Origin of the sequence: Microvirga aerilata, assembly GCF_016743775.1 — a bacterium.
In the GTDB taxonomy this organism is placed as follows: Bacteria; Pseudomonadota; Alphaproteobacteria; order Rhizobiales; family Beijerinckiaceae; genus Microvirga; species Microvirga aerilata.
On the sequence record NZ_JAEQMY010000075.1, the window covers coordinates 1 to 19255 of the forward strand.

The 19255-nt window shown below is 59.5% G+C and carries 17 protein-coding genes and 1 pseudogene; 6 read left to right on the forward strand and 12 right to left on the reverse strand.

The window, feature by feature from the left end:
- Positions 1-264: 264 nt before the first annotated feature.
- Positions 265-1703, reverse strand: a pseudogene (locus tag JKG68_RS25720) (IS1182 family transposase).
- A gap of 355 nt (positions 1704-2058) precedes the next feature.
- Here JKG68_RS25720 and JKG68_RS25725 point away from each other — a divergent pair.
- From JKG68_RS25725 to JKG68_RS25740, 4 genes are all read left to right on the forward strand, one after another.
- Positions 2059-3030: a quinone oxidoreductase family protein gene (locus JKG68_RS25725; protein ID WP_202064455.1), complete on the forward strand. Its 972-nt coding sequence runs from the start codon at positions 2059-2061 to the stop codon at positions 3028-3030.
- 35 nt (positions 3031-3065) lie between these two features.
- Positions 3066-3695: a glutathione S-transferase family protein gene (locus JKG68_RS25730; protein WP_202064456.1), complete on the forward strand. Its 630-nt coding sequence runs from the start codon at positions 3066-3068 to the stop codon at positions 3693-3695.
- A 406-nt stretch (positions 3696-4101) separates the two neighbouring features.
- Positions 4102-4638, forward strand: a complete 537-nt coding sequence (locus JKG68_RS25735) for a hypothetical protein (protein ID WP_202064457.1) — start codon at positions 4102-4104, stop codon at positions 4636-4638.
- Positions 4639-5154: 516 nt separating this feature from the next.
- The gene (locus JKG68_RS25740) at positions 5155-6411 is read left to right on the forward strand and encodes a serine hydrolase domain-containing protein (protein ID WP_246515862.1); all 1257 of its coding nucleotides are present in this window, start codon (positions 5155-5157) and stop codon (positions 6409-6411) included.
- A 17-nt stretch (positions 6412-6428) separates the two neighbouring features.
- On the opposite strand, the gene JKG68_RS25745 is transcribed toward JKG68_RS25740, so the two are convergent.
- The 3 genes from JKG68_RS25745 to JKG68_RS25755 all read right to left on the reverse strand — a co-directional run bounded on the left by JKG68_RS25745 (position 6429) and on the right by JKG68_RS25755 (position 7845).
- Positions 6429-6770, reverse strand: a complete 342-nt coding sequence (locus JKG68_RS25745) for a hypothetical protein (RefSeq protein ID WP_376773207.1) — start codon at positions 6768-6770, stop codon at positions 6429-6431.
- A gap of 229 nt (positions 6771-6999) precedes the next feature.
- Positions 7000-7245, reverse strand: a complete 246-nt coding sequence (locus JKG68_RS25750) for a DUF938 domain-containing protein (RefSeq protein ID WP_202064462.1) — start codon at positions 7243-7245, stop codon at positions 7000-7002.
- A 51-nt stretch (positions 7246-7296) separates the two neighbouring features.
- A complete protein-coding gene (locus JKG68_RS25755) occupies positions 7297-7845 on the reverse strand; it encodes a cupin domain-containing protein (protein WP_152713860.1) in 549 nt (182 codons plus the stop codon).
- 153 nt (positions 7846-7998) lie between these two features.
- On the opposite strand from JKG68_RS25755, the gene aptA reads away from it, so the two are divergent.
- Both aptA and ald read left to right on the forward strand, forming a co-directional pair.
- On the forward strand, positions 7999-9336 hold the full coding sequence (aptA, locus tag JKG68_RS25760; protein ID WP_202064464.1) for an omega-aminotransferase AptA: 1338 nt from the start codon (positions 7999-8001) through the stop codon (positions 9334-9336).
- Between the two features lie 69 nt (positions 9337-9405).
- Positions 9406-10521 (forward strand): alanine dehydrogenase, encoded by a 1116-nt coding sequence (gene ald / locus JKG68_RS25765; protein ID WP_202064465.1) that lies wholly within the window; start codon positions 9406-9408, stop codon positions 10519-10521.
- A gap of 56 nt (positions 10522-10577) precedes the next feature.
- On the opposite strand, the gene JKG68_RS34610 is transcribed toward ald, so the two are convergent.
- From JKG68_RS34610 to JKG68_RS25805, 8 genes are all read right to left on the reverse strand, one after another.
- The gene (locus tag JKG68_RS34610; protein ID WP_312890967.1) at positions 10578-11357 is read right to left on the reverse strand and encodes a FadR/GntR family transcriptional regulator; all 780 of its coding nucleotides are present in this window, start codon (positions 11355-11357) and stop codon (positions 10578-10580) included.
- Positions 11354-12856, reverse strand: a complete 1503-nt coding sequence (locus tag JKG68_RS25775) for a M81 family metallopeptidase (protein ID WP_202064467.1) — start codon at positions 12854-12856, stop codon at positions 11354-11356. The genes JKG68_RS34610 and JKG68_RS25775 overlap by 4 nt, the downstream gene beginning before the upstream one ends.
- Positions 12857-12937: 81 nt before the next feature.
- Complete coding sequence (locus JKG68_RS25780) at positions 12938-14191, reverse strand: Zn-dependent hydrolase (protein ID WP_202064469.1); 1254 nt, start codon at positions 14189-14191, stop codon at positions 12938-12940.
- 22 nt (positions 14192-14213) lie between these two features.
- Complete coding sequence (locus JKG68_RS25785) at positions 14214-14924, reverse strand: ABC transporter ATP-binding protein (protein ID WP_202064470.1); 711 nt, start codon at positions 14922-14924, stop codon at positions 14214-14216.
- On the reverse strand, positions 14921-15694 hold the full coding sequence (locus tag JKG68_RS25790; RefSeq protein WP_202064477.1) for an ABC transporter ATP-binding protein: 774 nt from the start codon (positions 15692-15694) through the stop codon (positions 14921-14923). The genes JKG68_RS25785 and JKG68_RS25790 overlap by 4 nt, the downstream gene beginning before the upstream one ends.
- Positions 15691-16662 (reverse strand): branched-chain amino acid ABC transporter permease, encoded by a 972-nt coding sequence (locus JKG68_RS25795; RefSeq protein ID WP_202064487.1) that lies wholly within the window; start codon positions 16660-16662, stop codon positions 15691-15693. Before JKG68_RS25795 ends, JKG68_RS25790 begins: the two co-directional genes overlap by 4 nt.
- 11 nt (positions 16663-16673) lie before the next feature.
- Positions 16674-17528 carry a branched-chain amino acid ABC transporter permease gene (locus JKG68_RS25800; RefSeq protein ID WP_202064489.1) on the reverse strand — a complete coding sequence of 285 codons (855 nt, stop codon included), beginning with the start codon at positions 17526-17528 and terminating at the stop codon, positions 16674-16676.
- A 73-nt stretch (positions 17529-17601) separates the two neighbouring features.
- On the reverse strand, positions 17602-18807 hold the full coding sequence (locus tag JKG68_RS25805) for an ABC transporter substrate-binding protein (RefSeq protein ID WP_202064491.1): 1206 nt from the start codon (positions 18805-18807) through the stop codon (positions 17602-17604).
- Positions 18808-19255 lie beyond the last annotated feature (448 nt).

Here is a 19255-nt window from a genome sequence, read left to right on the forward strand (position 1 = left end):
TGGTACAAGGCTCCTCTCGCAAACTGAACAAGCTAAACGACAGCACTGCCCGTGCTGCCCGACTTCGTAGGATCGATATTCGACTTTGGGTCTTGGTCGTGTCAAACGCTTTGGCAGGAGACGGATTGCGGCCTTCCACGCTCCAAAGCCCTTCAACATCATCGGTGAACGCGAACTGGCTCACTGCTGACGGAACGAGGCTCGCAACGTCTGTAGGCGGTGTTTTCGACACTTATCGGCTGGAGAACGCGGGCAAAGCTGCCCCTACACTCTGAGGGCGGCCATGAGAGGCTGGCTCCCCAGGATGTTCAGCACCCGGGTGAGATTGTAGGCCAGCACGTGCAGGGCCATCTCGCCTCTCACCTTCGGCAGCCTCTTCATCAGGAAGTGGGTGGCGCCCATGCGCAGCTTGATCGTGCTAAAGGGATGCTCGACCACCTCCCGCCGCTGGCGCATCGCCTCTGGGTTCAAATCAAGCCGGCGCTGGATCGCTTCCAGCACGTCCTCATGCTCCCAGCGCACGATCCGGCGCTCCTTGGCAGTCGTGCAGCGCCTCTTTAGCGGGCAGGTGTGACAGGCGGTGGTCCAGTAGCGCCGTAGCGTCAGCCCCCGCTCGACGTTGTTGTAGTAGTACTTGAGTTCTCGCCCGCCGGGCAGCGGTAGGCATCCTCGTCTGGCAGGTAGACGAAATCCTGCTTGCCAAAGCGGCCATCCGCTTTGGCGCCGGAGGTCATGGGCTTGGGCAGGGTGACGGTGACGCCAGCCTGATCGCAGGCCAGGATCTCCTCACTGCCCCAGTAACCACGGTCAGCGACAGCATCGAGCGTCTCCACCTCCAAGACAGCTTTCGCCTTCTTGCCCATGGCAGCAAGTTGAGCCCGATCACAGCCGTCGTTGGTCACCTCGTGCACGACAATCAGGTGGTGCTCGGTCTCCACTGCCACCTGCACGTTGTAGCCCACGACCTCAGAGCCGCGCCCGCTTGTGGCCATCGAGCGGGCATCCGGATCGGTGAGTGAGATCTGCTGCTCGGGAGAGGCCAGCATCTCCGCCTCTACTGCCGCCAGGCGCTGCATCTCCTCTTCGAGCTTGGCGGTCTTCTCCTTGAGCCGGGCGGTCCTGGCCGCCAGCGCGTCTGTCGGGTCATGCCGATCTGCCGTGTCGAGTTGCCGGAGATAGGGCGCCACGCTCTCCTCGATCTGCGCCCGGCGGCGCTCCACCTTGGCTCGCGTGAAATTCTTATCGCGATTGTTGATCGCCTTGAACTTGGAGCCGTCAATGGCCACGCTGGCGGTGTTCAGAAGCCCCAGCTTTCGGCAGAGGGTGACGAACTGGGCGCAGACTTGACGGATGGCCCGGCCGCTGTCCCTGCGGAAATTGGCGATGGTCTTGTGATCAGGAGCCAGGCGGCCGGTGAGCCACATCAGCTCGACATTGCGGCCGGCCTCGCGCTCGAAGCGCCGGCTCGACTGCACCCGGTCGAGGTAGCCGTAGATGTATAGCTTGAGCAGAACCGCGGGATGATGCAAGGGCCGACCTGTGGCTTCGGGCACAACGCCATCAAAGCCGAGTGCCCTCAGATCGAGCGCGTCGACAAAGGTGTCAATTACACGCACCGGGTTGTTCTCATCAACCCAGTCGTCCAGGCTTTCGGGAAACAGAGTGGTCTGGCCGCGATCCACGCCTTCAACAAAGCGTCTCATCGGATCCCCCAAACATGGCTGAGAGACCATATCATCAACCGCGTTTTTACACAGCCAGGGTCATTCTCTGCCGATCCCCTGCCCCACAGGAACGTCCGCTGTTCCTGCTTTGAGCCGACTTTCGTCTCACTTCCGGAACGTGCCAGGAACGGACCTTAAGGCTCACTGGCCCCAGCATACTTGGGCATACAAAATCGGCAAAAGCGACCATCAGCCTGCGGGCGATCTTTGCTCGGCAACTCCCTTCGGGGATCTGCGACGTTCCAAAAGCTCGGCTTTGGAGGAGTGAACCCCTCAGTGCTCTTTGCTGTTTAGGGGACAAGGCAGGCACGCAGCGGTCAGAAAGAGATCATCCATGGCAGAAGCAATCTGGTTGTCGCGAACGGGCGATGCTGACGTGCTTGAACTGAAGCACATCGAATCTACCAATCCGGGGCCTGGGGAGGCCTGGGTCGAGCAGGAGGCGATTGGGGTCAACTATCTCGACGTGATGCAGCGCCGCGGTTCGGTGCCAATCCCCTTGCCAGGGGGCCTCGGCCTCGAAGGCGCAGGCCGGGTAACCGCGATTGGCCCGGGCGTGACGGACGTCGCGGTCGGTGACAAGGTCGGCTATGCCCTTGGCCCGATCGGCAGCTACGCGAGTGGACGGCCCTACCCGGCTTCGCGGCTGATAAAGCTCCCGGACGGGATTAGTACGGAGGATGCCGCCGCGATCCTCTTCAAGGGCATCACCGCTCAGTACCTCATCAAGAGCACGTACCCCGTCGGTCCTGGCACCACCATCCTCCTGTACGGGGCGTCCGGTGGCCTCGGGCAGCTCCTCGTCCCATGGGCCAAGCACCTCGGTGCCCGGATCATCGGCGTCGTCTCGAAGGAGGCAAGCGTCGGACTGGCTGCCTCGGCGGGTTGCGACGAGGTGCTGGTCTGGGGAGCATGCAACGTGCCCTCCGAGGTCGCCCGCCTGACCGATGGGCGGAAGGTGGACGTGGTCTATGATGGCGTCGGCAGGGAGACGTTCAATGTCTCGATCGACAGCCTGAAGGTCCGCGGGATGATGGTGTCGATCGGCGCATCCTCGGGGTTGCCGGATCCCGTGTCGATCGCGACCCTGAACAAGAACTCGCTTTTCCTGACCCGGCCCGGCCTTGCCGCTCACGCGACCGATGTGGAGGAGTACCGCGGACGCGCGCACGACGTGCTCGACGCTGTCAGGCAAGGTATCATCAAGCCCTCGATCAGCCGCACCTTCGCCTTGGCCGAGGCTGCCCACGCGCATTGGGCGCTCGAACAAGGCGGGATTGGCGGGACCCTGATCCTCAAGCCGTGAAAGCCCATGGGACAGCAGACAAAGGAGAGAACACGATGACCAATATTACCATGTGGGGCTTCAGCGGCTCCACTTATGTCCGCACCGTCCGCATGCTTCTCGCCGAGAAAGGGATCTCCGACTACGAGCAGGTGCCCGTGGATGTCCTCAAGGGAGAGCCTAAGAGCGAGGAGCACCTCTCGCGGCACCCCTTCGGCAAGGTCCCAGTCGTCGACGTCGACGGGTTCCGGATCATCGAGACGGCGGCGATTGCGCGCTACCTCGACGCCATCCTGCCGGGCCCGTCGCTCGTGCCTGCGAACCCAAAGGACGTAGCCCGGATGGACATGACGACAGGCATCATCGACTCCTACGGCTACGGACCGATGATCGGTGGCGTCGTGGCGTATCACCTCTTCCCCGATTTTGTGGGCGGCAAGAACGAGGCTGCTCACCGGGACGGATTGGTAAGGAGCCGGGTGGTGCTGACGGAACTCATGCGCATCAAGGGATCGTCGCCGTTCCTGGCGGGCAATGAGGTCTCAATCGCGGATCTCTATCTTGCGCCGCTCTTCGCCTATATTGCGCTCACCCCGCACCTTGAAGAGTTCGCCGGTCTTCCTGGCGTCGGGGAGTGGTGGGAGCGGATTTCCAACCGTGACAGCTTCAAGGCTACTCAGCCCTGATCCATTGGCTGCGGCGAAACCAATGGACAGCAGCCTAGAGCGGCTTGCCTAACCTAGATGCTGGAAGACACACAATGTTTTCTGACCTGTCGTGCCAGAGCGTTGTAGGCCACACCTCGCTTTGATTGATGGGGAAACAGGAGCGTGCCGGTACCTAATTGCGGCACGTTTCTCCGGCTTTGAGGCCAAGGTCAGCTCGGGTCAGACAGTGAAGTTCGCCGACCTTCCGGAATGTCTGGTGCACCTGGCCCGAGCAGACATTCAGTTTTGCTAGCGGGTGCTGGTGTTTTGCCTTTCCAGGCGCGCACCAGGTTGTATCCCTCGCACCTCGCCAGGAGAGTGGGATTCAGAAGCAATCCGTGCAGGATGGGGAAATTAGCTCTACCCGGGATTTGCCGAGATGTTCATGCCGCTGATGTTTGCCAGCTTGATGATCCTGCTGGCGTACGTCATCGACAACGTTGCGGCCATCTTCTTTGGTGGGTCGTTCCTGATGGCGGTCGTCGTAGCGCCAGCCGTTGAGGAGTCGACCCGGTACTATGTTGCAGGCCGCCTCTGCTGGACCGCCAGGCCGCGGGCGGCGGCGATGATCGGCCTTCTGATCGGGTTGGGCGAGATGGGAACGAAGACTTTCGAGGCGGCGCTCTTCAACCCGAGCTTTCACCCGCTGCTATCCTTTGGGCCCGTCCTGGTGTCGATCCCTATCCATGTTGCCCTGTCTTTGGCGTTTTACTCCATCTGGTCAGGACGCTGGCTGAAGATGTTCGGATTGCACGTGCTCATCAACGGAACTGGATGGACCTTCGGGAGAGGTCTTTGGGGGAAAATGGAGCTGGCCGACTACGTGGCGACGAACGTAGCAATCATTACGGCTCTGTCTGTTACAATAGGAGGGCTGGCGCTCTGGCGGATGAGGCTCAGGCGTGAGGGCACAACCGCGTGACAGAATCTGAACCCCTAGCGCCTCATGAGCAGCACCGTCCAGCCACACTGGCTGCCTGGAGGCAGGCTGCCAAAGCGAAAGTTGCCTCGCCAGAGCTCGAAGGAGGTGGCACAGCCAAGCCTTTTCGGCTAGCCGACGACAGAGCTGGGTCAACGACGACAAATCGGTGGACGATTACAAGTATACCGTTCACCTGGACCCGAACGCGGCAGCCCAGCCCATGGCGCCGGTGACGAGCAGGGTCATGGCGTTCGATGCCATCCTGTGAACCCGTCACATGGGACCAACGATGAGAGGCGCCGCGTGCGTCCCTTTTTCGTGGCTCGTGTCGAACGGCGCGCAGGTGACCGCCCGGGCGCTGGCACTTGCATTGGAGCGCCTACCTGGGCAACTGCAAGGGATGATCGTTTTGGTTGTTGGGCCGAGACGCGGTTGCTAGGATCGCGCTCAAGGCTTCCGAAGAGGAGCCGAGGAAACGACCGATTTCTCGTCAGTGGGGGCGAGAAGGAAACCAAATTGTCCCATTCATTTCGCGCAATCCACGGCAACCTCCTGAAGTCCCTCAGCCTGACGACAGTGCTCGCAGGCGGGATGTTCCTTGGGGTGCCGACTCCGTCCGCCGCGCAGGATACCTATCCGCACGCTAATGAGCCGATCGGCAACGTCGAGCAGGTCTACGACGGGGCGCTCACGCCCGATCTCGCAGTCAACACCTTCCGCAACATCGACCGCCTGTTCCCGACCCGCACGGTCAAGGCAGGCGGCAAACCGTCCGAGCTGCCCAAGGCGGAAAAGGCGCTCGGGAAGGTTGTCGCCGACATCAAGGGTGAGAAGTACGACCTCTATGACTACCTCGCCCTCAACCAGGTCAGCGGCCTGATCGTCCTAAAGGACGGCAAGGTGGTCTACGAGACCTACCAACGCGGGAACACGCCCAAGACCCGCTGGATGTCGATGTCGGTCGCCAAGTCGATCTCGTCCACGCTCGTCGGTGCCGCCATCAAGGACGGCCTCATCAAGGGTGTGGATGCTCAGGTGGTCGATTACGTCCCCCGGCTGAAGGGGACCGCGTATGACGGCGTCACGATCCGGGACGTCCTCATGATGTCCTCGGGCGTCAAGTGGGTCGAGACGTACACGGATCCCGCGTCCGACCGCCGGGCCCTACTGCGGGCACAGATCGCCCAAAAGCCCGGTGGGGCAATGGAGGTCATGGCTGCCCTGCCGCGGGCCGCCGAGCCAGGAACCCTCAACACCTACAGCACGGGTGAGACCCAGGTGTTGGCCGAAATCCTGCACGGCGCGCTCAAGAAACCTCTCGCCGAGTACCTGTCGGAGAAGATCTGGGTGCCCTACGGCATGGAGGCGGACGCCAATTGGTGGCTGGACTCCCCGAACGGCGTCGAGATCGCGGGCAGCGGGCTCAGCGCGACCTTGCGGGACTTCGCGCGCTTCGGTCAGTTCTTCCTCGAAGGCGGCAAGGCGAACGGCACGCAGGTGCTGCCCGACGGCTGGACCAAGGAGGCGAGTTCCCCGAAGATCCTGAAGGGTGGCAAGCCTCTCGAGTACGGCTACATGTGGTGGCCGAGCCAGACGGGGCCCTCGAAGAGAGACAACGCATTCTCCGCGTCCGGCATCCAAGGCCAGTCCGTCTACATCAACCCGGCCCATAACGTGGTGATCGCACAGACCGCGGCGGCGCCAAAGCCGACCGGGAAGGCTCCGGTCAATCCGATCGAGTTCTTCGACGCGATCGTCGCCTCCCTGAACTAGACGGCAGTATCGAACCGTCACATTCGTTCGATGTGGACCCGCCGGCATGGACGGGTCCACATGTCGATGTTGCTCACCAGAACTGATGAGCTGGCCACGGTACTGAGCTCGATTCCCACCATCATGGGCCACAACCTGCTGACCAGCTCAGTAAAACTCGGGCCAGAGGCCAGTTGACAGACGTTGGTAACGAAGGATGGCAAGATCAACAGCCCTGCCGCCGCGACAGGCGACATGAACGCTCCCAGCAACCCCCTGGCTACGGTGGGCAACCCCATCCCAGTCACTCCCTTGACGATGCTGGCAAGGAAGAAGGTCAGTTCACTGGAGAAGATCGGCCACAGGGCAAAATTGAGCATGCCCCATCTGCCTATGGGCTGAAGAGTGGCGCAATGCCGATGTTCCACAGCCAGCCTTCGGCTTGGACGAAGGTCGGACGGAACGTTGGCTTCTCGCTGATGCACCCCTAGCCCTATGAGCATCATACCCGGCCCAGCCACATAGTCCTGGGAAGAGACTGTGAGGCTCATCAAGTCTCATGAATGGTCAGTGGACAAACTTCAGCGGATCATTTCTATCAAAGGTGGCCTAAAAACGCCGAAAGATGAGGCTGAGATTGTTGGCAGGCATATGAATGTGCCCAACAAGCTCCAGTCCGTGAGCTCTCGCGAATTCCGTTAAGTCCTCGAGGCTTCGGACGCCCCACTCCGGATTACGGCGTCTGAGATCCTTGTCAAAGGCTTCGTTGTTTGGAGAGGTATGGGTGCCGTTCTCCTGGTAGGCTCCGTAGAGGTAGAGCACGCACCCCGGTGGGAGCACCCGCTCCGCCCCCAAATACTCGACGACTACGGAGGTGTCGGCGCATACATTTGTCGCTTTGTAGCGCTAAAATGTAGGTGGCGTACAGGCGCTCACGACTTCACACGGCACTGGGCCGACACAGCGGAAGCGATGCGGTCTCCAGCTTTCGAAGTAATAAGCATCGCCCGGCCCCAGGATCCGCCGCTCGCCCTCGACCGTAACCTCCAAGCGGCCGCTCAGGATGATGCCGCCCTCCTCACCCTGGTGCGTGAGGGGAACCTTGCCGGTATCCGCGCCGGGTTCGTAGCGCTCCTTCAGGATCTGGAGCGCACGACCGAACAGGTTGTTGCCGATCTGGCGGTAGGAGATCTTGCCCTTGCCGATCTCGACCAGTTCATCTCCGCGATAGAAGGCTTGCTTCGGCTTTTCCGGCTCCAGAGCAAAGAACTCGGCCAGTCCGATTGGGATGCCGTCCAGGATACGTTTCAACGCTCCGACCGAGGGATTGGTCTGATTGGATTCGATCAACGAGATGGTCGAGTTGGTGATCCCTGCGCGCTTAGCAAGCTCGCGCTGGGACAAGTTGTGAAGTCCCCGGACATAGCGGAGGCGTCCGCCCAGATCGAATTCCATCGCAGCTCCGCACCCTAAGTGTTTCTGTTGTTCTGAATTAGTCAAACATACCCATCGGCATCGAGCAATATCAATGGTTTAGTAGAACAAAGAAAAGGACTTGTTGGGTTCCTTCGATCATGGCCATGCTGCTCCAGCGAAAGGAACCCGGTCATGAACGCTCCCGAAAGACACAACAGCTTCCGGCTCGACAGCTACTGGATGCCCTTCACGGCAAACCGCCAGTTCAAGGCCTCGCCCCGCCTGCTCACGCGGGCCGAGGGGATGTATTACACGAGCGATGACAACCGTCAGGTTCTCGATGGCACCGCTGGCCTGTGGTGCGTCAATGCCGGTCACGGCCGCCGCGAGATTGCTGAAGCGGTAGGGCGGCAACTCTCCACGATGGACTATGCCCCATCGTTCCAGATGGGACATCCAATCGCCTTCGAGTTCGCCGAGCGTCTGGCCGAGATCGCGCCAGGGGGACCGAGCGCAGGCCTCGACCGTGTGTTCTTTACCGGGTCCGGATCGGAGTCCGTCGACACGGCACTCAAGATGGCCATCGCCTATCAGCGTGCCATCGGTCAGGGCACGAGAACACGGTTCATCGGACGGGAGCGTGGCTACCACGGGGTCGGCTTCGGGGGCATCACTGTTGGCGGCATCCTGAACAATCGCCGTGTGTTCCCGCAGCTTCCTGGCGCCGACCACCTGCGGCACACCCACGATCCGGTACGCAATGCTTTCGTGAAGGGCCAGCCTGAGCACGGTGTTGAACTCGCGGACGATCTCGAGCGTCTTGTCGCCCTGCACGGGGCGGAAACGATTGCAGCCGTGATTGTGGAGCCGGTTGCTGGCTCAACTGGCGTTCTCATCCCGCCCAAGGGCTATCTCGAGCGCTTGCGGGCGATCTGTGACCGCCATGGCATCCTGGTGATCTTCGACGAGGTCATCACAGGCTTCGGCCGTCTTGGTGCGCCGTTCGCGGTTGACCATTTTGGCGTCGTTCCGGACCTCGTGACGACGGCTAAGGGCCTGACCAATGGTGCCATTCCCATGGGTGCCGTGTTCGCCAGCCGGAAGGTGCACGACGCCCTGATGCAGGGGCCTGAAAGCCAGATCGAGCTGTTCCATGGCTACACTTATTCCGGACATCCGGCCGCCTGCGCTGCGGGACTGGCGACGCTCTCGATCTATCAGGAGGAGGGCCTGCTCAGCCGGGCATCCGAGATCGAGGCTTACTGGCATGATGCGATCCACAGCCTGAAAGATCTGCCTAATGTCATCGACATTCGAACCATCGGCCTGATTGCCGGCATCGAGCTGGAAGGCCGCACAGGTACTCCTGGGACCAGGGCGTACGATGCCTTCGTCGACTGCTTCGAGCGGGGGCTGCTGATCCGTGTCACGGGCGACATTATTGCCCTATCACCACCCCTGATTGTCGAACGCGAACACGTAGATACTATGATGTCCATTCTCTCAGACGTCCTCGGGCGTATCGATTAATCCTCATCCAGACCTCTGTACCGAGGATGACGTGACCACGTCTATAAAAGAACAACTGCGAGAGAAACCATGCGCATCGGTGTTCCCAAAGAAATCAAGAACCACGAGTATCGGGTTGGTCTTGTGCCCTCCTCTGTCGCAGAACTCGTTCACCATGGCCATGAAGTCATGATTGAGCATGGCGCAGGCTGGGGGGCCGGTCTCGTTGACAGCGAATATGAGACGGCGGGCGCGACCATCGTTGACGGCCCGGCCGAGATCTTCGAGCGAGCGGAGATGATCGTAAAGGTTAAGGAGCCTCTCGCGGAGGAGCGCCGCCGCCTCAAGGCCGGCCAAGTCCTCTTCACCTACCTCCACCTTGCGCCCGACCTTGCGCAGACTAGGGATCTGATGGCGAGCGGCGCGACCTGTATTGCGTATGAAACGGTGACCTCGTCCGCCGGCGCTCTCCCTCTCCTAATGCCAATGTCGGAGGTGGCGGGCCGCCTCGCGCCGCAGGTCGGCGCTCACTGCCTCGAAAAGGCGCAGGGCGGGCGAGGCATCCTGCTGGGCGGTGTGCCGGGCGTGCCAGCCGCCGAGGTGGTAATTCTGGGCGGCGGCGTGTCCGGCTCCCACGCAGCCACAATCGCCCTCGGGATGGGCGCGAACGTCACTGTGGTCGACCGCTCGCCCGAGGTGCTGCGCCGCCTCGCGGCCCAGTTCGGCCCATCCGTGCGCACCATCTTCTCCACGCGCGACGCTATCGCCCAGCTGGTACGGCGGGCGGATCTCCTGATCGGCGCCGTGCTCGTGCCGGGCGCCGCCGCGCCGAAGCTGATCACCTCCGGGATGGTTCAGACCATGAAGCCTGGTTCCGTTATGGTCGACATTGCCATCGACCAGGGCGGATGCTCGGAGACATCACGCCCTACAACGCATTCTGACCCAACCTACACCATCAATAATGTGGTCCATTATTGTGTGACCAACATGCCCGGCGCCGTGGCCCGAACATCTACATTCGCACTGAACAACGTCACCCTTCCCTTCACGCTGGCCCTCGCCGACAAAGGCTGGCGACAGGCAATGAAGGACGACAGGCACCTGCGCGACGGGCTCAACGTCCATGCCGGGAACATCACCTGCAGGCCAGTGGCGGACGCCCACCAGCTGCCGCATATATCTATCGATGATGTGTTGACTTAGATCGAGTGGGATCTTTCCATCCGAGCGTGACTGAGATGTTGCTCCCCGGCAATCTCTCAGCCAGCACTCAGCAGATCAGACCGAAAGGCCGCATCCAGGCGCTTCATGAAGCTCTCCGCGCAGCACATATGCTCGCGCATGATCCGGCTGACAGCGCGGCGATCCTTTGCCCGGAAGGCAGCAACGAGTTCACGATGACTTCCCACATTATGCTGGCCAAAAGCCTCGTGCTCATCATAGCAATCGCTGCGGAACTCGACGAGATCACGTAGAAGGCCGTTCAGGAAGCGGCACATAAATGCCAGAAGTGGATTGTTGCTGCTTTCGCACAGAATGTCATGGAACTCGATTTCGAGCCGGCGTCCAGTCGTCCTATCTCCTCTGTACCGGGCTTCAATGCATTCGTGGATGTTAGTCTCGAGCCTGGTAAACTGATCCTCAGTCAGCCGGCCGACGACACTTTCGGCCAGAGCAACCTCAAGGGTACGCCTGACGACATAGATCTGTTCGAAGTCAAGCACCTGAAAATGGAGATAGCTGCGCAGTTGCTGCATTGCCGCTTCGATCGATACAAGCTGGATCTCAGCACCGCCATTAGGCCCTGTTTGCATTTTGACGAGCCCCTGCACCTCAAGTCCCTTGAGTGCCTCTCGCAGCGTGCCCTTTGCACAGCCGTAGTGCTGAATCAGGGCTTTCTCGTTGGGCAGCCGATCTCCTGGCTTCAGGCGCTCGCGCGCTATCCAATGCCGCAAGTCGTCTGCAATCTGGTCCGAGAGCTTTGCGCGATGCACACGTCTAGGTCCCCGGATTAAGGTCCGCTCTTTGTCGGTCGTCACAGTCGGGCCGCCTCGGCTATCCACGATACTTCTTTCTGGAGAGGATAAACCGGCTTAGCAATGTTTTTGAACTGGAACAATGTGTAGTCCGAACTGGTGACGCCGCGGCTCGCGCATTCAACCACGCTTCTTGCGATTGGCTCGAAAACGGGTCGGCAATACATGCGTGATTTGAGGATCAGGTAACGGCATGCGCGCGGGTCGAGACCGACACTTGTAAACACGCCCAAGTCCCAGGGCTCATGAGGCAGCTCGGTGACGAGAAGCCGCGCTCGGCCGGTGTCCAGCACGGCAGCCCGCCCCATGGAGCAGCGCATTCCCGTGTAGGTCGGCCCACTGATTGTATATTGCCCATCGCCCAGAACACGGACTACGCCACTGAGTTCCAGCGGATGTTTAGAGACGCCAATGCGAGGCATGGGGACACGATTCCCGACGCCAAGGTTTACCTCTGCCCCGACTCCTGCCTCTAGCATCGCCGCAACGGCTACTGGATCACAGATCGGACCCACTATGATGTCGTCGAGCCCTTGTGCCAATGCCTCGTCAAGTACGTCCATCGTGTCGCAAGTGCCGCCTGACATGCAGTTGTCACCATGATCGAGAAGAAGGACGGGCCCCGGTCCCATGCCTTTCCCAGCGGCACGCGCCGCCGCGATTGATTGGCGAAGCGGCTCCTCTTGGTAGACAAATTCAGCGCGGCGCTCCCATAGGAGCGCACCAATTTCGCGTGCAACCTCCGCCGCGAGATCTGTTGTCTCCGCAACCGTCACGACTGAAACGCCTGCTTGCAGGATATCAGCAATGGGGAAGCCGCCGAAGACGCTGACCGCCAGTACACCAGGCCGCTCCTCTGCGTTCCTTGCCGCCGTGATCGCGTCCTGCATGGCTCCAGGGACGCCGGTGTTCATTTTCAATGTATGTGCGAGTTGCGGCGGGTGACACCAGCTACGCTTCGGGGAGAGGCGTTCATCGAGCATCCGCTGGATGAGCCGAACCACATGGGCGCCGGTTTCTACCATATCCACGTGCGGATAGGTCTTGAAGCCGACCAGCACATCGGCATTCACAACCATTTGCTCGGTGATATTGCCATGAAGGTCAAGGGCAACGCCGATCGGCACGCCTGGTGCAACGGCACGGATGCGGGCAAGTAGCTCGCCCTCACCATCCTCCAGGCTCTCGGTCACCATCGCTCCATGCAGGTCCAGGAGAATAGCGTCGCATCCGCTCCGGACTGCATCGACGATAGAGGAAGCCATTGCCTCGAATGCATCATCAGCGACAGGGCCGCTCGGGTTAGCAGTCGCGAAGACAGGGGTTATCGCTTCCGCCTCGTGCGCATCCGCAAAAGCAAGAAACGCCCCCATGGCTGTATGGGAGCTCCTGCCAGCCTGCAGGGCATCCGTTCCCCAGCGTGGATTGAACGATTCAAGCGGCGTCGGCACCGGCGAGAACGTATTGGTCTCATGATTCATGCGGGCAACAACGAAACGCATGCGAATGATCCTCATGACGGCGCCGTGCGGCGCCAGGTGGCCGCAATATCCCAAAAGACGAGAGCCTTCGGCTTAAATTCGTCAGATCGGGCTTTCTATTCCATGCCTGTCATAGTCGAGAACGGCACCAAGGAGCACCTGTACCCCTGCTGCGCATTCCTCAAAAGACGTGCTTTCTTCCTCGTTGTGGCTCAGCCCCCCGACACACGGTACGAAGATCATTGTCGTTGGTGCAACGCGAGCTGTGTAAGCCGCGTCGTGGCCTGCGCCCGAGATGATGTCACGTGCCGTGCACCCAGTTGCCTCAGCTGCTCGCCGTACGGCGGCTATGCAGCCGGCGTCGAACTTCACGGCCGGCGATTCCCAGATCTTCCTGCGCTCGACGCCAAGGTCCCCTTTTCGGGCGGCCTCTTCGACGGCGGCAAAGAATTTTTGTTCCATAAGGTCAAGGACAGCATCTTCCGGATGTCGGAAGTCCACCGTGAAAAACACATGGCCTGGTACCACGTTCCGTGAATTGGGCTGAACTTCAATCAGACCTACAGAGCCCACTGCTGAAGGTCCATGCTCCAACGCGATGGCTTCGATCCGGTCAAGGAGCCGCGCTGCACCCACGAGGGCGTCGCGCCGGAGGTGCATCGGGGTAGAGCCGGTATGCGCTTCCCGGCCTGTAAGATTAACCTCATACCAGCGCATGCCTTGGACACCTTGGACAATGCCGATGACCTTCCCCTCCTGCTCGAGGATAGGCCCCTGCTCGATGTGCAACTCAAACATCGCTCCGAATTTGATCGATCCTGCCTTGGCGTCGCCCCGATAGCCGATCGCCTCAATGGCTTCGCCGAATGTGACACCCTGACGGTCCTCCCGACTGTCCGCATAGGTACGGTCGAAGACACCGGCATAGACGCCTGATCCAAGCATTGCCGGCGCGAAGCGTGAGCCCTCTTCATTGGTCCAGTTCACCAGCATCAAGGGCGCGTTCGTCTCATAGCCAGTCCCTTGAAGCGTCTTGAGCACCTCCAGGCCGCCGAGCACCCCGAGAATCCCGTCGAACTTCCCACCCGTCGGCTGCGTGTCGAGGTGGCTCCCGATTGCAATAGGAGGGAGATCGGAGCGCCTGCCGGGGCGGACGGCGAACATATTGCCAACGTCGTCGACTGTCACTGTGCAGCCCAGACTCTCGCATTCGCTTTTCAGCCAGTCGCGCACTTGCCTGTCCGTATCTGTTAGCGTCAGCCGTGAAACGCCGCCCTTTGGCGTACCGCCGATTTTGGCGGTCTCCATTAAGCTGTCCCACAAGCGTTGGGCATTGATTTGGAGGTTTGGAATCATCGAATTATGCCAAAACGTGAGGTTAATGAGCGTTAACGCCGAGGTAGCGGTCCTTTGTGATCTCGTCTGCGGCAAACTCATCATGCGTGCCGTTGTAGACTACCCGGCCGAGCTCAAGGATGTAGTGGCGGTCGGCTAGTTCCGTGCACACAGCAAGATTCTGCTCAATGAGTAAGATAGGAATGCCAGTTGCACGGATCTGTTTGAGTTGTGCTACGATCTCTTCAACGATGACAGGAGCTAATCCTTCGACAGGCTCATCGAGCATCAGGAGTTTGGGGGCATTGACTAGGGCGCGAGCAATTGCCAGCATCTGCTGTTCCCCACCGGATAACTGACCGCCACCGTTCCGGCGTCGCTCTTCAAGGCGGGGGAAGATTGTGTAAACATCCTTGATGGACCAGGGTGAGCGCTTGCGAGCCGCGATGCGAAGGTTCTCCTCAACGCTGAGCAAACCGAATATCCCGCGGTTCTCGGGCACGAGGGCAAGGCCAAGTTGAGCGATCTGATGGGGCTGCCATCCCGAAATTTCTGTTCCCGCGAAACGCACACGCCCAGTTCGGGGTGCAAGTAGTCCGCTGATACTTTTGACGGTCGAGGTTTTGCCAGCGCCGTTCCGCCCGAGCAGGGTCACGACCTCGCCCTCACGCACCTCAAGCGTTACGCCTTGCAGAATGTGGCTCTTGCCATAATAGCCGTGCACATTCTCGACTTCGAGTAATGTCGCGCTCATGCGATATCTCCGGTCATCATGTTGCCAAGATATGCACGCCGGACTTCTGGATCGTCACGGACAACCATGGGTGACCCTTCCACCAGTACTCGGCCAGCCCGCATCACCGTAACTGTATCGCTAATGTTCATGACGATACCCATATTGTGTTCGATGAAGAGCACAGTGTGGTCGCGGCCAAGGTCGCGGATCAAGGCCTTCATGGCTTCGATATCGTCAATACCCATTCCAGAAGTCGGCTCGTCGAGCAGGATAAGCCGGGGCTTTGCGGCCACTGCCATACCGACCTCAAGCCGGCGCTGCTGGCCATGGGAGAGTTCGCCTGCGACGCGGTCTGCGACTGCTGTAATGCCAAGCCGACTCATGACCTGATCCGCAATCACGGTGGCTTCGCCATCGGGCTCGACGCCACGCCAAGGCGCTAGAGCTTGCAACGGAGTGCGCCCTTGCGCGGCCAAGCGGAGATTTTCGCGTACCGTTAGATTCTGGAATAGACTTGTGACTTGAAACGAGCGGGCAATTCCGAGCGGTACTCGCTTGTCGTCGGAAAGGTGGGTGATGTCGCGTCCATTAAGGGTAATGCGCCCGCTTGAAGCCTGCACGCGCCCGGTGAGGGCATGAAACAAAGTGGTTTTTCCCGCTCCGTTCGGGCCGATAACTGAGTGGATAGTATTTGGCTTTATCGCAAGTGTCACATCTGACAACGCTAGGAAGCTGCCATATCGTACCGCGAGCTTATCTGCAGCGAGGATTGGGGCTTGAGCACTCATAGTGGGCTCCTTCCGGGCTCTTTGCCAGCGGCAGTCCTGCTCGCTGGCCGTAGGGCGAGAATGATCCGCTCAAGAAGCCCCCAAAGGCCCTGTTGCATGAAGAGTGCGACGACGACCAGCAGTCCGCCAAGCAGGAGAAGCCAACGCGGCCAGATGGTTGACAGTAGGTCCGATACGATCACGTAGAAGCCTGCGCCGAGCACCGAGGCAAAAAGGTTTCCAGTGCCGCCTATGATCGTCATGATTAGGATGCTCTCACTCATGTGATAATCGATGTTGGACAACGGTGCGACACCAATGAGAAGGGCATGCAACGCCCCGGCCAGCCCAGTAACAGCACCCGATATGGCAAAGGCCGTAATCTTGAAGGTCCGGACGGGAAAGCCGATAGCCCGCGCACGTTCTTCGTTGTCACGGATGGCGAGTAGAGTGCGTCCAAAGGTGGAACTTGCAACCCGCTGCAACGTGGCGAAGATGAGCAAGAAAATAATCGCAATAAATGCGTAGTAGGCCCAAGAACTCCGGAGGACCAGCGGCCCGACATCGGGCCTCGGGATATTGAGGAGGCCGTTATCGCCACCGGTTATGTCTTTGAAAGTATAGGCCAGGAAATAGAAAAATTGCGAGAAGGCGAGTGTTAGCATAACAAAATAGACACCCTGCCGTCGAATTGAGAGCCAACCAACGCCTGTGGCGACCAAAGCACCGATGACGATGGAGAACAGGATAGCTAGGCCGAGTGGCAGTGGCGTATGCAGAAGGGTCAGGCCGACCACATAGCTCCCGAGACCGAAGAAGATCCCTTGGCCAAAAGAGAGAAGGCCGGTGTAACCGAGCAAGAGGTTGCACGCTGACGCGGCCATTGCGTAGATGAGCACCTCAGATGCAAGTGTACCTGACCTCATAAAAAGAGGGAGCGCTACTGCGACGATTGCGGCAAGTATAAAATGCAGAGAGGATCGGTTCATGATGGCAACTCTCATGCGCGCCCGAGGAGGCCGCGTGGCATCGTCAGAATAACGAGCCCCATCCCGAGATAGATCATGAGGCGCGCGCCCTCTGGCCAGAGCGTCGTCATGATGCTCTGGACAATTCCAACGAGAAGGCCTGCAACGAGTGCCCCTGTGTAGCTACCCATGCCACCAATGACCACCACGACGAAGGCGATACCCAGAGCTTCAACGCCCATGAAAGGCTCCACACCTCGGATCGGAGCGGCGAGGGAGCCGGCTAGACCAGCGAGGCCCGCCCCAAGCGCAAAGACGGCAGTGTTGACTTTCAGGATATCAATGCCGAGCAACGAGACCATATCCGTCGACTCGGACCCGGCGCGAACCACCGCCCCTAGCCTCGTGCCCTCGAGCAACCACCAGAGGCCAAGCGCCAGAACCATAGTAAAAACAATCACGAAAAGGCGGTACTGCGGATAAATGAAGTCGCCGAGCATGACGACTCCGCTGAGAGCCTCCGGAGGCGAAACGTTGCCGCCCACAGGCCCCCATAGGATGATGACAAGTTCCTGCACCATCAGCGCAAGTCCGACAGTGACGAGAATGTGGAAGGTGTGCGGGAGGTGATAAATCCGCCTTAACAGCACGATCTCCGTAAGGGCGGCTAGTGCCGCTACGACGAGTGGAGCTAAGACCAGCCCTGCCCAAAAATTAAGGCCACGCTCAATCATGTCGTAGGCAAGGTAGGCGCCAAGAAGATAAAAGGCGCCGTGAGCGAAGTTAACGAAATGAAGCAGCCCAAAAATGATGCTGAGACCCACCGCAAGGAGGAAATACAACATCCCGAGGCCGATGCCATTCACCAGCTGGAAGAGATAAATCACGTAGACACCTGCCGTTGGAGATGGATATCCATAGTGGCGAGTGGGACGGCGCTAGGCCGCCCCGTGCCAAGGGTCATGCCATCTTGCAGAGGGCTTGTTCGGGTGACTGGAACGACTTGCCGAAGCTGATGATATCAGCGTAGTCGTCCTTGTCTTTCATAGCACTCTTGGCCTTACCCTTCAGCAGATAGTAGTTCTTGATAACTTGGTGGTCGGCGGCGCGGATCTCTTCGTCCCCTGTGAGCCCGGCATATTTCATTCCTTCCATTGCCTTAATCACAGCAGGGCCGTCAGTGCTTCCCGCCTTGGCGGCAGCGTCGATAATAATCTTCGTCGTCAGGTAGGCACTGGCGAGGGCGTAATTGGGGTTCATCTTGTGCTTGGCCTGCACCTTCGTAACGAGCTCACGGTTGAAGGGCGAGTCAATGGCGTGCCAGTACTGAGCTCCGAAATAGACGTCTTCCATCAGCTCCGGTCCTAGCGCCTCGAACTGCTCGAGACCCGAAGCCCAAGCCAGGAGGATTGCCATGCGCTTCTTCATGCCGAAGCTGGCCGCCTGGCGGAGAGTGTCCGATGATTGGGAGCCGAAGTTGAGGATGAGCAGCGCATCAGGCTTTGCAGCCATGGCGTTGGTGAGATAGCCGCTGAACTCTTTCTCCGTCAGCGAGTGATAACTGTTTCCAACGTGCTCAATTCCCTTTTCCTTGAAGATTGCCTTCGCGGCATTCAGCAAGCCATCGCCGAAGACGTATTGAGGCGTGATGGTGTACCAGCGCTTCGCATTAGGAAGTTGCTCGATCAGTGGGCGCACTGTCTGTTCGATCGCGCCAAAAGTCGGGACACTCCATCGGAAGGTGTTCTTGTTGCACTCAGCCCCGGTGATTTCATCGGCACCTGCCGTTGTGATGAAGACGCCGTCGCCCTTTGCGACCTCCTTACCCATTGCCAGGGCTTCGGAAGACAGAATTCCGCCAGCGAACAGCTTCACGCCACGTTCCATCGCCTCCTGAACCTTGCGCACTGCGGTAGCCGGTTTTCCTTCGGTATCGATCTCTAAGTAGGTGAGCTTACGGTCCAAGATCTTGCCAACCTCCTCGACAATCATAGCTGTGCCCATCGAGCCGAACTTGCCGTTGGCAGCGAAGGGTCCCGACATTGGGAGAGGTGCTCCGATGGTGATATCCTCACCTGCAGCAAAGGCTGAGCGCAGCCCCGAAGGCAGAAGGAGCGATCCGGCCGCGACTGACGAGATTTTCAAAAGGCTACGACGATCAAGCATGTTTTCCTCCAGGTTATCTATTATATTTATACGCATAGTTGTTTGGGGCCTCCCGGCTGTCAAGAGGGACAGGCTGCAGCTTCAATCTTTTAAGCGGCAGAATAAGATCTGCTCTCAACGACATGTTCAGTTAGAACGGGTCAGCAACCTTGCCGATATCGCTTGCGGATCGAGCGCTCAACGTGAAGCCAGATGATACGGCACTGTCCATTAACCTTGGCGTTCTAGCGAGTGCGGTGCCGCGTAAGGCACCGAGAGCCATACGTAAGGGGGGAATCCGACCCGCCATTCTCGCTATGCCCGCCAGCGCTTCCCGGCTGAATTGATTAGCTAAGCTGTCTGACTCTATTTTCTGGTTTCCCCTGAGCCTGAAGATCCGGAAACACGACGCTACTACATTGGACCTGAAATCTACGTTCTGGGCACCCTCGCAAGCACTCGTTTCGGC